This window comes from Actinoplanes sp. NPDC051343 (genome assembly GCF_044455125.1).
GTDB lineage: Bacteria > Actinomycetota > Actinomycetes > Mycobacteriales > Micromonosporaceae > Actinoplanes.
Map to the genome: position 1 here is coordinate 474,499 of NZ_JBITEL010000004.1, position 13,502 is coordinate 488,000.

Consider the following 13,502-nt stretch of genomic DNA (forward strand, 5'->3'; position numbering starts at 1 on the left):
AGAAAGCACAGAGTAAGGGTCCGGCCACGCAGGCCGGACCCTTCTTTTGTGCCGGAGCAGTTCAAAAAAACTTAAGAAAACTGATTGGGCCGATTCTTCAACCGCATCGCCCTCGCCCTCGTACTACAGCCCGGAAACACCAGTGCGTTGAATCAGCTGGAGGGCCAGTGATACCGGAGAAGCGAAAGTTGATGGTCGTGGGTGCGGCCATCGCGGCAGCGTTCGCATTGCCCGGCTGTGCCCCGGCCGGTTTCAACCAGGCCGCCGACTACGGCAACGGGGCGGCGCCCGCGGCCCAGCCCAACGCCTCCTCGGGCGCGACGGCCGGCCCTGAGTCGACCGCATCGCCCTCGTCGACCTCGGCCGCCGCGGCGAACGACGGTTCCGGCGTTCCCAAGCTGAGCGACGCCCAGGTCACGCACAAACTGAACGCCACCAAGGTGTCCAAGATGGGCGAGGTCATCGAGAACGAGCAGGGCCACGTGCTCTACCGGTTCGACGCTGACTCCAACAACCCGCCGAAGTCCACCTGCGACGGTGACTGCGCCAAGGTGTGGGAGCCCGCGCTGACGATCGACGGCAAGCCGACCCTCAAGGGCGTCGACTCGAAGGTCGTGGCCACGGTGACCCGCGCCGACGGCACCAAGCAACTGACCGTGAAGGGCTGGCCGCTCTACGCCTATATCGGCGATAAGAAGGCCGACACCTGGAAGGGTCAGAACGTCAACGGCAAGTGGTTCGTCATCAAGCCGGACGGTGCGAAGAACCTGACCTGTGTTCCCGCCGTATCGAAGCCGGTCGCGCCTCCGAAGGGCGATTCCGGTGACAGCGGTGACTCGGGTAGCGATTACAGCTACTGACTTAAGAGCCCTTTAAGAATTAGCTTCAATCGGAGGTTGGAAAGAATGACTGCGGTTTCGCCCCGCCGCACCCTTCGGCGCCTGGCCGCCGGCGTCGCCACCGTGTCTCTGGCGCTGCTGCTGGCTCCGGCCGACGCGGCACACGCCGACGACTCGATCGGCGTCGTGCCCACGACCACTGCGGGTGTCCCGCTGCCGCCGTTGGACCAGAGCCAGAAGGGCCAAGGCGAGGTGAGCCCGGCCGACAAGGACTTCGTCATCAAGGTACGGCTGGCCGGGCTCTGGGAAATCATGGCCAGCAACATGGCGGAGACCAAGTCCGACGACCCGCGCATCGTCGCCATCGCCAGGAACATCGGCAAAGAGCACGTGGCCCTCGACAAGATGGACCGCGACGTGGCCAAGCAGCTCGGCATCGACCTGCCCAGCCAGCCGAACAGTGACCAGCAGTACTGGCTGAGCGAGATGCACAACGCCAACCCGGCGACCTTCGACCAGATCTACATCGACCGTCTCCGGGCCGCGCACGGCAAGATCTTCCCGGCCATCGCGACCATCCGTTCCAGCACGCGGAACGACAGTGTCCGCAAGCTCGCCCAGGCGTCGAACCAGTTCGTCATGACGCACATGACGCTGCTGGAGGACAGCAACATCGTCAACTACGGCGCACTTCCCACGGCGCCCGCCCCGGCAGCGGCCGGCAAGGGCCCGGTGCCGGTCGACGGGCAGATGGTCGCGGCGGCCCAGAGCAACACCGGTGGGCTGCCCGGCGTGAGTCAGACCGTGGTCTTCCTCGTCCTCGCCGCCGCACTTGTGGCCGGCGTGTTCACAACGATGCGCATCGTCCGATCGCGGTAACCCCCACCGCCCAGCCCATCGATGCGACAAAGAAAGGTGTCACCCATGCGAAGGTCCAAGTACCGGCGCGCATCCCAGCAGAGCAGGATGCCGAGTTGGTTGACCGGCCGGCGACGGATCCTAGCCGCGGTCGCCACCCTGGCGGTGTTCGGCGGCATCGTCGCAGTCACCCAGGTCTCGAACGCCAGCACCACCAAGACGCAGAAGAAGGCGCTGTCGGCCTGCGACAACATCGCGACCCCGCCGAAGACCAAGCTCTCGACGAAGACCCGCCCGGGCACGTACACCACCAGCGGCGGCCCCAACGGCGGCAAGATCACTCAGCACGCGGATGACGGCGCCGGCGACGTTCCGAGTGTCGACACGCTGCGCCAGCGCTGCCGTAGCTGGGTCATGAACAACGTCGGTGGCAACAACACCGGCGGCGGCAAGAACAACAGCGGCGGCAACAACGGCGCCGGCAACGCCTCGACCGCACCGGCGGCCGACCCGAGCGCCGGCGCGAGCGTCGACCCGAGCGCCGGCGCGAGCGTCGACCCGAGTGCCGGCGCGAGTGCCGGCAACGGCGGCAACAACAACGGCGGTGGCAACAACAACGGTGGCGGCAACAATGGTGGCGGCAACAACGGTGGCGGCAACGCGACCGACCAGCCGACCGCCGCTCCCACCGACAGCGGCGCGGCCACCAGCCCGCCGCCCGGTGCCGGCCTCGGCATCCTGACCAACAGCTGTGACACCAGCACGCTGCCCCCGCACGCCGGTTTCCAGGACGGCGACCGCTGCGTCTCGACCGAGTTCGGTGAGGTCGGCGTCGCCGCGAACAACCCGTCGCTGCTCATCACCGAGTCGCCGCGCTCGGTCAAGGTGAACACCCCGTTCACCCTGAAGGTCAGCACCCGCAATCTGATCCGGGACCGCTTCCTCGCGGCCGGCGCGGGCGGCTACTACGTCGAGAGCTCGGTCCTGCAGAACGGCATCGAGCGCGGCCACTTCCACACCGCGTGCCGCATGCTGCCGAACACCAACGAGGCTCCCGACCCGTCGCCGGTCCCCGCGTTCTTCGTGGCGACCGAGGACACCAAGGGCGGTGCCACGCCCGACGTGGTCACCATCCAGGTGCCGGGCCTGCCGACCGCGGGCACCGCGCAGTGCGCCTCGTGGGCCGGTGACGGCTCGCACCGCATCCCGATGATGCAGCGCGCGAACCAGCTGCCCTCGTTCGACTCGATGCGGATCACGGTGCGCAACTAGCACCGACCCGACGTGGAGCATCGCCGCTCGACCGGGATCCGAACCCGCGCGGGGCGAGGTCGCCGACACGACCTCGTCCCGAACGGGACCCCCCGTCGGCCCCGGTGCCGTCCTTCCCCCTGACGGACGGCGGTAGCGGCTCGCTCCGGGCGATTCGGACCACTCGGGTGTCCGGTCGCCCTTGCACCGATGGCCCTGACCGGGAGCGCGGTCAGGGCCATCGGCCTGCCCGCGGGAAGCCGGGGTAGCGAACCATTGGGCAACGCGGCGATCGGGTGGCAGAGTGTGCGCGTGACTTCCGAGGTGACCCGCCGGCTGGTGACGCCGGAGCGCTACCACTTCGGTGCCTCGGTGCGACCGATCCTGGTCCCCAAGCACGATCCCTGCGGCCGCTTCGACGGCACCGCCTTCTGGCTCGCCGTGCGCACGCCGGACGGGCCGGCCACGCTGCGGCTGACCCGCGACGACGCCGGCGTCACGGCTACGACCTGGGGCGCCGGCCGGGACTGGCTGGCCGAGCACGCCGACGCCGTCGCCGGGCTGCGGGACGACCTCGACGGCTTCGCCGCGCTCGCCGCGGCCCATCCGCTGGTCGCCCGCCTCGCGCGCACCTTCCAGGGCGTACGCCTTCCGGCCACCCACCGCCTCTTCCCCCGGCTCCTGCGCGCGGTCCTCGAGCAGAAGGTCACCGGCCAGGAGGCGCACCGCGCGTACCGGATGATCTGCCGGAAATTCGGTGAGCCGGCGCCCGGCCCGGCGGCCGATCTGATGCTGCCACCCGATCCGGCCGCGATAGCGGCGACGCCCTACTGGGTCTTCCATCCGTTCGGTGTGGAGCAGCGGCGCACCCAGGCGTTGCAGCGGGTGGCCCTGATCGCCGACCGGCTGGAGCAGTGTGCGGACGCCGAGGAGGCGACCCGGCGCATGGTCGCGGTGCCCGGCATCGGTCCGTGGACGGCGGCCGAGGCGGTGCGGGTGACGTTCGGCGACCCGGACGCGGTCAGCGTGGGCGACTTCCACATCCCCAACACGGTGGCCTGGGCGCTGGCCGGCGAGGCCCGCGGCACCGACGAGCGCATGCTGCAGCTGCTGGAACCGTTCCGCGGGCACCGGGGCCGGGTGTGCGACCTGCTGGCGGCCGGTGGCATCGGCGCCCCGAAGTTCGGTCCGCGCATGCCGATCCGGTCGTTCGCCCGCTTCTAGCGCACGCCCCTATAGCCGGGTTGCGGTCCGCACCAGGAGGGCCAGCGCCCGCGACCGGCTGTGCGGCGGCCACGCGATCACCGTCGTCACCTGTGGTGCGTCCGGCACCGGCACGGTGGCCAGGCCGTCGTTGAGGTGGCCGCGGACCGATTCGGGCAGAACGGCGGCCGCGCGGCCCAGGGCGATGAGCTGCAGCAGCTGGGTGTTGTCGCGGACGGCCGGGCCCGGGCCCTCCGGGTAGTGGCCTTCGCGGTCGGGCCAGCGGGGGAGTGGCAGGCCGGCCAGGTCGGCCAGGTGCAGCCGGGACGAGGACGCCAGCGGGTGCCCGGCCGGCAGCAGCACGACCTGTCCCTCGGTGTGCAACTCCTCGGTGTCGAACCCGGTCGTCGAGTCGAACGGGCGGTGCAGCAGCGCGACGTCGGCCCGCCCGTCGCGCAGCAGTCGCTCCTGCTCGCCCGGGCCGCACAGCAGCACGTCGACCGGGACCGAGCCGGGCTCCGACGCGTACGCGTCGAGCAGCTTCGCCAGAAGCTCGCCGGAGGCACCCGCCTTGGTGACCAGAACGAGGCCGGAAGGGCCGTCGGAAGCCCGCCGCGTGCGGCGTTCGGCGGCCGAGACAGCATCGAGGGCGACCCGCCCCTCCCGCAGCAGCACCGAACCCGCCTCGGTCAGCACGACCGCCCGGCTGGTGCGCTGGAACAGTGTCACCCCGAGCCGCCGCTCCAGCCGGCTGATCGTGCGGGACAGCGGCGGCTGCGCGATCCCGAGGCGCTGCGCGGCCCGGCCGAAGTGCAGCTCTTCGGCGACGGCCACGAAGTAGCGCAGCTCGCGGGTCTCCACCCCTCCACCGTACCGATACCCGCCGGGTATCGGTGCCTACCGCATCGGTGTTGGCCGCCCGGCCGCGGCGCGGACAGGATCGACTCATGAGCGAATCGACGATTGCGCTGGTCACTGGCGCGAACAAGGGAATCGGGTATGAGATCGCGGCCGGCCTCGGCGCCCTCGGCTGGCAGGTCGGCGTCGGCGCGCGGGATGCCGGACGCCGCGAGGCCGCCGTCGCCAAGCTGCGGGCGGACGGGGTGGACGCGTTCGGCGTGCCGCTCGACGTGACCGACGACGCTAGCGTGACCGCGGCCGCGGCGCTGATCGAGGAACGGTTCGGGCGGCTCGACGTGCTGGTCAACAACGCGGCCGTCACCGGCGGGGTGCCGCAGGAGCCGACCCGGGTCGACCCGGCCACCGTGCTGAAGGTCGTCGACACCAACGTCGTCGGCGTCATCCGGGTCACCAACGCGATGCTGCCGCTGCTGCGCCGCTCGGACCGGCCGCGGATCGTGAACATGTCGAGCAGTGTCGGCTCCCTCACCCGGCAGTCGGTGCCGGGCAGCGAAACCGGGCCGATCTCGGCCGCCTACGCGCCCTCGAAGACGTTCCTCAACGCGGTCACCGTGCAGTATGCGAAGGAACTCCCCGACATCCAGATCAACCTGGGGTGCCCGGGCTTTACCGCCACCGACCTCAACAACTTCCGGGGCGTCCGGACCCCGTCGCAGGGCGCCGCGATCGCCGTCAAGCTGGCGACGCGGCCGGACGGTACCGGCGGCTTCTACGAGGACGCCGGCCGCATCCCCTGGTGACGTTGGCGCACCGCCTCGTAGAGCACGACCGTCGCCGCGGTGGCCGCGTTCAGCGAACTGGCCGCCCCGGTGATCGGGATCCGCACGGTCACGTCGGCCGCCTCGCGCCAGCCCGCGCTCAGGCCGGTCGTCTCGTTGCCGATCAGCAGCACCCGCGGGCCGGTCAGGTCGTAGTCGGCGACGTCCACCGAGCCGTGCTCGTCGGTCGCCACCAGCTCGACCGGCAGGCCGGCGGAACGCCACGACGCGACCTGGTCGAGCACCTCCCCCGTCGAGTCGGCGTGGACCACCGGGAGGGCGAAGAGGGAACCGGTGCTCGCGCGTACCGCCTTGGGGTCGTAAGGGTCGGCCGCATGCCCGGCCACCACGACGGCCGAGGCGCCGAAGGCGTCGGCCGAACGCACCACCGTGCCGATGTTGCCCGGCGTGCTCGGCCGATCGAGGACCACGACGAGCAGACGCGGGTCGTTGATCTCGGCGAGGGTCTGCTCCGGCATGCCGACGACCCCGATCAGCTCGGCCCCCTCCTTGTCCGCCAGCTCGTCCACGAGTTCCGGAGCCATCGCCACCGGCTGCGCGTCGACCGAGTCCAGCATCGAACGGGCCCAGGCGGACAGCGACCGCCGATCGGGATAGATCAGGGCGCGGATCTCCCACCCGTTCTCGACCGCCAGTGTGAGAGGCCGCACACCCTGCACGAGGAACTCGCCGGCCCGCGTGCGCTTCGTCCGATTGGTGAGCAGCGCCTGCCACTGCTGGAAACTCGCGTTCCGTGTCGTCACTCGCATCGTCCTGGGCACCGCAGGACCTTACCGAACCGATTGCGCACGGGTCACAATTGCTGTGCCGGGAGGTGTTGCCCATGCAAACTGGCGGCGTGGCTTTCACCCTGACGATCGACTGCGGCGGCGGCGGCATCAAGGGCTCGGTCCTCGACGAGGCCGGCACGATGCGCGCGCAGCCGTTACGCGTGCCGACGCCCTACCCCTTGCCGCCCGACCTCTTTGTCAAGACGTTGGTGCAGCTGGGCGAGAGCCTGCCGACCGCCGACCGGGTCACCGTCGGCATGCCCGGCATGCTGCGGCACGGCGTGGTCGTGGCCACCCCGCACTACATCACCCGCAGCGGCCCGCGCACCCGCATCGACCCCGAGCTGGTCTCCCAATGGCACGGTTTCGACGCCCGCACCGCGCTGGCCGAGGCGTTCGGCCTGCCCACCCTGGTGCTCAACGACGCCGAGGTGCACGGCGCGGGCGTGGTCGCCGGCACCGGCTGCGAACTCATGCTGACCCTCGGCACCGGCCTCGGCTGCGCCCTCTTCGACGGCGGCGTGCTCGCCCCGCACCTCGAGATGTCGCAGGCACCGGTCCGCTGGGGCATGTCCTACGACACCTACATCGGCGAACACGAACGCCGCCGCCTCGGCGACGCCCTCTGGTCGCGCCGCGTCCGCAACGTCGTCGAGGGCTTCCGCCCGGTCTTCCTCTGGGATCGGCTCTACCTGGGCGGCGGCAACTCCCGCCTGATCACCCCGGCCCAGCTGTCCCGGATGGGCGACGACGTGGTGGTCGTGCCCAACACGGCCGGCATCGTCGGCGGCGTGCGCGCCTGGCAGCTGGGCACGACCCGCTGACATGCGTCCCGGCGCGCTGTTGCTCGACTTCGGGGGTGTCCTGGCCGACGCGCCACCGCAGCGGGCCGCCCCGCCCGAACTGGTGTTGCGCCTGTTCAACCTCCTCAAGGGGCGGATGACCCCGGGCCAGATCCAGCGTTCGCTCACCGAGGGAGCGGCCGCCTGGTCCCGCTGGCGCGACGAGGACTGGCCCGACGAACTGCCACAGGCCGAGGTCTGGGAACGCTTCGTGATCGCCGACTGGCCCGCGTTCGACCAGGTCGCGGTGCGCGGCGCGATCAAGAGCCTCAGCTACGAGTGGGCCTGGCGCAACAACTGGGCGCTGCGGCCGGGCATCCGCTCCGCTCTGGATCTCGGCAAGGCAGCCGGCATCCCTCTCGCCGTCGTCAGCAACACGCTTTCCGGCGCCGCGCACCGCGACTTCCTCGCCAAGGCGGGCGTCGGCCACCTCTTCCGGGTGCAGGTCTACAGCGACGAGGCCGGCGTCCGCAAACCGAACCCCCAGATGATCTGGTCGGCCACCGACGAGATGGCCGTCTCCCCCCGCACCTGCTGGTTCGTCGGCGACAGCCGCCGCCGCGACATCCTCTGCGCCCGGCGGGCCGACGTCGCCCGGGCCGTGCTGATGCCGTCCGCCCGCACGGCCACCGAGGACCCCGACCGCTGGCCCCAGCCCGACGACACGGTCACCGACGGACATGGTTTGGCTGCGTTGCTCGCTCACGCTCTGTAGAAGTACGGGCCGTCCATCCGAACCCGGCCCGTCAGTCCGGCCTGAGTGCAACACCGGGCCGCGGGCCCGCGCCGGCCCGGCCCCTCCGGCCACGACACATTCTCGGCCATAGACTTCGGCGGATGATCGTGCGGAATGGTGGCGCGCCCGACGCGGCGGCCCTGGCCGAGCTGCGGGAGATCGAACCGGACCAGCTCGCGGCGTACACCGCCTGGGTGGCCGCCCACGCCGCGACCCATCTGCCGTTCGTCGCCGAGGTCGATGGTTGCGTCGTCGGCTGCGTCGTCGGCTGCGCCTGGCTGCACGTCGCGGAACGGGTGCCCGCTTCGGGTTCGCTGGACCGGCGTTACGGCGACGTCCAGTCGGTCATGGTTCGCCCGGAGCACCGCAACCGGGGCATCGGCGCCGCACTGATGGCGGCGGTCCTGGCCGAGGCGCGCGTGCGCGGCCTGTCGCACGTGACCGTCCACTCCGGCCGCCGAGCGGTCGACTTCTACGTACGCAACGGCTTCAGCCACCACCGCCGGCTCCTGCTCTGGGAGCCGACCGGCAGCTCAGCCGCAGTCGCGGATCAGGGCGAGGGGGAATGACGACGTCCAGCGCCGGCTGCGCCGGAACTCGCCCGCCTCCGGGCTTGCTTAGAGACCTCGGCCAGTGACGCCCCGGACAGTTCGCAGCTCCGCGATTGCATCGATTGTCTTCGAGAAGCTCTCTGGTGGTTACCGGCCGGTAATGGGAGAGTCGGGTGATGGACTACGACGTCGTGATCGTGGGAAGTGGATTCGGGGGCAGCGTGAGTGCGCTGCGGCTGGCCGAGAAGGGCTACCGGGTCGGGGTGCTCGAGGCCGGTCGGCGGTTCGACGCCGGGACGCTACCGAAGACGTCGTGGGATGTGCGCAATTTTCTGTGGGCGCCGCGGCTCGGCCTGAAGGGCATTCAGCGGATCACGCTGCTGAAGGACGTCGTGGTGTTGTCGGCGGCCGGCGTCGGTGGTGGGTCGCTGGTCTATGCCAACACGCTGTACCGGCCGCCGGCCGCGTTCTTCGCCGACCCGCGGTGGGCCGGCATCACCGACTGGGCGGCCGAGCTGGCGGCGCACTACGACCAGGCGTCGAGGATGCTCGGCGTGACCGAGCAGCCGACGATGACGCCGTCCGATCTGGTCATCCGGCAGGTGGCGGAGGACATGGGCGTCGGCGGCACGTTCCGGCGTACCCCGGTCGGCGTGTTCTTCGGCGAGCCGGGAAAGACCGTCGCCGATCCGTACTTCGGTGGGGCCGGGCCGGCGCGGACCGGCTGCACGGAATGCGGCGACTGCATGATCGGATGCCGGGTGGGTGCGAAGAACCGGCTCGACGTCAACTACCTCTATCTGGCCGAGCGGGCCGGCGCGACCGTGCATCCGGAGACCGAGGTGACCGCGCTGCGGCCGGGCGGCGACGGGTGGGTCGTCGAGACGAAGCGGGGTCGCTTCACGGCCGGGCAGGTGATCCTCGCGGCGGGCGCTCTGGGTACGCAGCGGCTCCTGCATGCGATGCGCGACACCGGCGTCCTGCCGCGGATCTCGGGGCGGTTGGGGGCGTTGACCCGCACCAACTCGGAGGCTCTGCTGGGCGCCGAGGCGCGGTCCCGGCCGGCCCGGCCGTTCTCCGAGGGCGTGGCCATCACGTCGTCCTTCCATCCGGATGCGACCACGCACATCGAACCGGTCCGGTACGGCCCGGGCAGCAACGCCATGGGCCTGCTGTCGACGCTGCTCGTCGACGGCGGCGGCCGGCTGCCCCGGCCGGTGAAATTCCTTGCGCAGGCGCTGCGCCATCCGTACGTTCTGGCGCGCTCGTTGTCGGCCCGTCAGTGGAGCGAACGCACCATCATCGCGCTCGTCATGCAGACGCTCGACAATTCGCTCACCGTGAGCCGGACCCGGCGCGGAAGGCTTACCACCGGTCCGGGTCACGGCGAACCCAATCCGACGTGGATTCCGATCGGGCACGAGGTCGTGCGCCGGCTCGCGGAGAAGATTGACGGCTTTCCGGGCGGCACCGTCGGAGACGTGTTCGACATTCCGATGACCGCACATATTCTGGGCGGCGCGACGATCGGTGATTCGCCCGAACGCGGAGTGGTCGACGCGTATCACCGCGTATTCGGCTACGCCGGATTGCATGTCGTTGACGGCTCGGCGGTGCCGGCCAATCTGGGTGTGAATCCGTCGCTGACGATCACCGCGCTCGCCGAGCGGGCGATGTCGCTCTGGCCCAACAAGGGCGACGCCGATCCGCGTCCGCCGATGGGTGCGGAATATCGCCGGCTCACGTCGGTGGCGCCGAAAGCGCCGGCCGTTCCGCCGGGCGCGCCGGGTGCTCTGCGAAATTGAATGGACGAACCGCCCCGGCACCGGAGAATCGGCGACGAGGCGGCTCGGGTCATCGGGGCCGGGTCATGCGGTCGTGCAAGTGGAACCGTTCAGGGTGAACGAGCCCGGTGCGGCGAAACTGCCGCTGTACGTGCCCTGGAAGCCGAAGGACGTGCTGCCCGCGGCCGGGATCGCGCCGTTGTAGGACATGTTGCGAGCGGTGATCGCCCCGCTGGTGCCGGTCACCGTGGCACCCCAGGAACTGGTGATCGACTGTCCGCCCGGGAGGGTGAAGCCCAGGGTCCAGCCGTTGACCGGCGCGTTGCCGGTGTTGGCGACCGTGACGTTGGCGGTGTAGCCGCTGTTCCAGACGTTGGTCCCGTAGGTGACGCGGCAGGCGGCGTTACCGGCCGGCGGCGTCGTGGGAGGCGTCGTCGTGGGAGGCGTCGTGGTGCCGCCACCGCCGCCGCCACCGTTGACCGACGCGGAGAAGCTGTTGACCGCCAGTCCGGCCCCGCCGCTCCACGGCTCGAACCCGGCCTGGATGCTGGTCAGGTACCACGAGCTGGTGACCGAGGTGTGCGTCTTCACGTCGTTGAGGAAGTCGAGCACGCTGAAGTTCCAGCTGCTGATCGGCGACGGCGCCACGTACGAGATGACCTGGTTGGACCCGTTGCCGCCCTGCCAGACCTGCCACGTGCGGCCGCCGATGGTGGCCGAGCCGATGACCGAGCCGATCGGCTGGATGGAGCCCTGCCGGTTGAACCAGATCATGACTTCCTGCTGGTTGACCCCGTCCTTCTTGGGTGTCGGGTCGAGCCAGATGTCGTACGACGCGTCGTAGGTCGCGCCGGACACGAACGTGTAGTTGATGCTGCTGGTCGCGCTGGAGATGGCGCTGAGCTGCATCGGAAGGACGGTGCCGGGCGAGCAGTTGGTGTAGTGGCATCCGTAGTAGACCGCCGGGTAGGACACCGGGGCGCCGCTGGTGCTGCCGGTGCCCTGCTGGCTGGCGATCGAGAAGCCGGTCGAGGTCACGTTGATGCACTGCTGGGCCGAGGTGCCCCAGCGGTTGTTCATGACCACGTAGCGGCCGCCGATGGTGGTCGAGCCGTACTGGTCGCAGATCTGGGTGTCGGCGCTGGCCGGGCCGGCGACCGCGAACGTGGTGAGTGTGGCGCCGGCCAGAAGAGCGGCCGCCGCCAAGGCGCGGATGGCACGTCGCATTCCGTGCTCCAGGTTAAGAGTGGGGGAGGGACCGTGGGAGCGCTCCCACGACACGTTACAGGACATTGACGTTCCTGAAAAGTGTGTGACATCGATCCGGCCCAGCGGCCCGTCCAGCGACCGTCGGAAGGAAAGCTCAATTGCGACATGCGGAAGCGCAATTTGCACTGTGAACTGGTCAGAGACAGAATGAATGCGGTATCAAGATTCGCGGGCCCGCCGCGGACGCATAGTCGTCAGTAAAATGACATCGCTGTAGGAGCAAGCACACCATGGCCAAGCAGGTAATTACCCTTCTGACCGACGATCTCGACGGCGGGGAGGCCGACCGCACCGTCGAGTTCGGACTCGACGGTGTGAACTACACGATCGACCTCTCCGAGAAAAACGCGGGCAAGCTGCGTAAGGCGCTTGACCCGTTCCTCAACTCGGCCACCCGGGTCGGCCGCAGCCCGGTCGCCTCGCCGGTCCGGCGCAACGGTGCGAACGCCGGCGGTCGCGCCAGCCGCGACGAAAATCAGGCCATTCGCGAGTGGGCCAACAAGAACGGTCACCCGGTGTCCGAGCGCGGCCGCATCCCGAGCCACATCGTCGAGGCGTACCACGCTCGCCGATAGTTCGCCTCAGCGTCACGAAATGCGGTGCCCCGGTAACGGTGGCACCGCATTCGTCTAAATAATCAGCAACCGATCTCGGCCCAGACCGTCTTACCGGTCTCCTCCGGGCGCACACCCCAGCGCCGGGCCATGCCGGCGACCACGAGCAGACCCCGCCCGCCGATGCGGCGGTCGTCGGGCGGCAGCAGTCGCGGCTCGGCGGCATCGCCGTCGTGCACCTCGATCACGATCACCCCGTCCTCGCGCGCCAGCCGGAGCTCGCCGCCGCCCCGAGTATGCCGGGAAACGTTCTCCACCAGCTCCGAGATCACGACCAGCACGTCGTCGACGGCGTCGGAGGACGGGCAGTCGTCGAGCGCCGCCCGGGCCCTCCAGCGCACCGGGCCCGCCGGTTCGTCGTTTCGGAAGGCCAGACGTAACAACTCCACCCTGTGATCATCCGGTATCAGCCGAGAACCTGCCAGACCGTGGTGCGGCGCATCGGCACGCTCTCCAGCGACTCGACCACCGGGATGTCGTACGTCGCCCGCTCGACCAGCCCCTCGGACGGCAGGTAGGCGCGGCCCGGATCGCCGACCAGCACCAGGCAGCCGGCGTTGGTCGCCCGTCGCAGGAACGGCAGCACCCGCCCGGCCATTTCCCGGCTGTAGAAGACGTCGCCGGCCAGGATCACCCGATAGGCGTCCGGCGGGCCGTCCAGCAGATCGGCCTCGACGGTCTCCACGCGTACGGCATTGACCTCGGCGTTCACTGCCGCCGCGGCCAGCGACAGGGGGTCGATGTCGTTGGCCGTCACCGGCTGAGCTCCGGCCAGCGCGGCCGCCACCGCGACCAGCCCCGAGCCGGTCGCCAGGTCGAGCACGCTGCGCCCGGACACCAGGTCGGGACGGTCGAGGAGGTAGCGGGCGAGCGCCTGCCCGCCGGCCCAGGCGAACGCCCAGAACGGCGGCGGCTGCTCGACCCCGTCCGCCTCGGTCTCCTCCCACAGGGCGATCGGCTCGTCGGCCTGCCACAGGGTGATCTCGGGGACGAACGGGACCGGCGCGGGCGCGGTGTGGGTACGGACGAATTCCAGGAGCACCTCCCGATTGTGCCCGTTTCGCTCAGTTGCACCGCTGGCGGGC

General features: G+C 70.3%; 15 protein-coding genes. 10 read left to right on the plus strand and 5 right to left on the minus strand.

Annotation, left to right across the window (positions count from 1 at the left end; translation table 11 throughout):
• The first annotated feature begins 191 nt into the window (after positions 1-191).
• The 4 genes from ACIA5C_RS16335 (at position 192) to ACIA5C_RS16350 (ending at position 4,172) form a co-directional block, all read left to right on the plus strand.
• The gene (locus ACIA5C_RS16335; RefSeq protein WP_396055185.1) at positions 192-860 is read left to right on the plus strand and encodes a hypothetical protein; all 669 of its coding nucleotides are present in this window, start codon (positions 192-194) and stop codon (positions 858-860) included.
• A 45-nt stretch (positions 861-905) separates the two neighbouring features.
• Entirely contained in the window at positions 906-1,718 is an 813-nt protein-coding gene (locus tag ACIA5C_RS16340) for a DUF4142 domain-containing protein (protein ID WP_396055187.1), read from the plus strand.
• Positions 1,719-1,763: 45 nt separating this feature from the next.
• Positions 1,764-2,969 carry a Pecanex-like protein 1 gene (locus ACIA5C_RS16345; protein WP_396055189.1) on the plus strand — a complete coding sequence of 402 codons (1,206 nt, stop codon included), beginning with the start codon at positions 1,764-1,766 and terminating at the stop codon, positions 2,967-2,969.
• 285 nt (positions 2,970-3,254) lie between these two features.
• Entirely contained in the window at positions 3,255-4,172 is a 918-nt protein-coding gene (locus ACIA5C_RS16350) for a DNA-3-methyladenine glycosylase family protein (RefSeq protein ID WP_396055191.1), read from the plus strand.
• 9 nt (positions 4,173-4,181) lie between these two features.
• Here ACIA5C_RS16350 and ACIA5C_RS16355 read toward each other — a convergent pair whose 3' ends face one another.
• On the minus strand, positions 4,182-5,012 hold the full coding sequence (locus tag ACIA5C_RS16355; protein WP_396055193.1) for a LysR family transcriptional regulator: 831 nt from the start codon (positions 5,010-5,012) through the stop codon (positions 4,182-4,184).
• 86 nt (positions 5,013-5,098) lie between these two features.
• Between ACIA5C_RS16355 and ACIA5C_RS16360 the strand changes: the two genes are divergently transcribed.
• Positions 5,099-5,812 (plus strand): SDR family NAD(P)-dependent oxidoreductase, encoded by a 714-nt coding sequence (locus tag ACIA5C_RS16360; protein ID WP_396055195.1) that lies wholly within the window; start codon positions 5,099-5,101, stop codon positions 5,810-5,812.
• Here ACIA5C_RS16360 and ACIA5C_RS16365 read toward each other — a convergent pair.
• Entirely contained in the window at positions 5,782-6,612 is an 831-nt protein-coding gene (locus ACIA5C_RS16365; protein WP_396055197.1) for a TrmH family RNA methyltransferase, read from the minus strand. The genes ACIA5C_RS16360 and ACIA5C_RS16365 overlap by 31 nt on opposite strands.
• Before the next feature lie 77 nt (positions 6,613-6,689).
• Between ACIA5C_RS16365 and ACIA5C_RS16370 the strand changes: the two genes are divergently transcribed.
• The 4 genes from ACIA5C_RS16370 to ACIA5C_RS16385 all read left to right on the plus strand — a co-directional run bounded on the left by ACIA5C_RS16370 (position 6,690) and on the right by ACIA5C_RS16385 (position 10,555).
• Positions 6,690-7,445 carry an ROK family protein gene (locus ACIA5C_RS16370; RefSeq protein WP_396055199.1) on the plus strand — a complete coding sequence of 252 codons (756 nt, stop codon included), beginning with the start codon at positions 6,690-6,692 and terminating at the stop codon, positions 7,443-7,445.
• A 1-nt stretch (position 7,446) separates the two neighbouring features.
• Positions 7,447-8,178, plus strand: a complete 732-nt coding sequence (locus ACIA5C_RS16375; RefSeq protein ID WP_396055201.1) for an HAD family hydrolase — start codon at positions 7,447-7,449, stop codon at positions 8,176-8,178.
• Between the two features lie 122 nt (positions 8,179-8,300).
• Positions 8,301-8,768 carry a GNAT family N-acetyltransferase gene (locus ACIA5C_RS16380; RefSeq protein WP_396055203.1) on the plus strand — a complete coding sequence of 156 codons (468 nt, stop codon included), beginning with the start codon at positions 8,301-8,303 and terminating at the stop codon, positions 8,766-8,768.
• A gap of 158 nt (positions 8,769-8,926) precedes the next feature.
• The gene (locus tag ACIA5C_RS16385; protein WP_396055205.1) at positions 8,927-10,555 is read left to right on the plus strand and encodes an FAD-dependent oxidoreductase; all 1,629 of its coding nucleotides are present in this window, start codon (positions 8,927-8,929) and stop codon (positions 10,553-10,555) included.
• 63 nt (positions 10,556-10,618) lie between these two features.
• On the opposite strand, the gene ACIA5C_RS16390 is transcribed toward ACIA5C_RS16385, so the two are convergent.
• Positions 10,619-11,761, minus strand: coding sequence for a cellulose binding domain-containing protein (locus ACIA5C_RS16390; RefSeq protein ID WP_396055207.1), 1,143 nt, complete (start codon positions 11,759-11,761; stop codon positions 10,619-10,621).
• A gap of 272 nt (positions 11,762-12,033) precedes the next feature.
• On the opposite strand from ACIA5C_RS16390, the gene ACIA5C_RS16395 reads away from it, so the two are divergent.
• Positions 12,034-12,378 carry an Lsr2 family protein gene (locus tag ACIA5C_RS16395; RefSeq protein ID WP_396055209.1) on the plus strand — a complete coding sequence of 115 codons (345 nt, stop codon included), beginning with the start codon at positions 12,034-12,036 and terminating at the stop codon, positions 12,376-12,378.
• A 62-nt stretch (positions 12,379-12,440) separates the two neighbouring features.
• Here the strand turns inward: ACIA5C_RS16395 and ACIA5C_RS16400 are convergent, their stop codons facing one another.
• Together ACIA5C_RS16400 and ACIA5C_RS16405 are read right to left on the minus strand one after the other, a co-directional pair.
• On the minus strand, positions 12,441-12,806 hold the full coding sequence (locus tag ACIA5C_RS16400; RefSeq protein ID WP_396055211.1) for an ATP-binding protein: 366 nt from the start codon (positions 12,804-12,806) through the stop codon (positions 12,441-12,443).
• Between the two features lie 17 nt (positions 12,807-12,823).
• On the minus strand, positions 12,824-13,459 hold the full coding sequence (locus ACIA5C_RS16405; protein ID WP_396055213.1) for a class I SAM-dependent methyltransferase: 636 nt from the start codon (positions 13,457-13,459) through the stop codon (positions 12,824-12,826).
• Between the last annotated feature and the right edge of the window lie 43 nt (positions 13,460-13,502).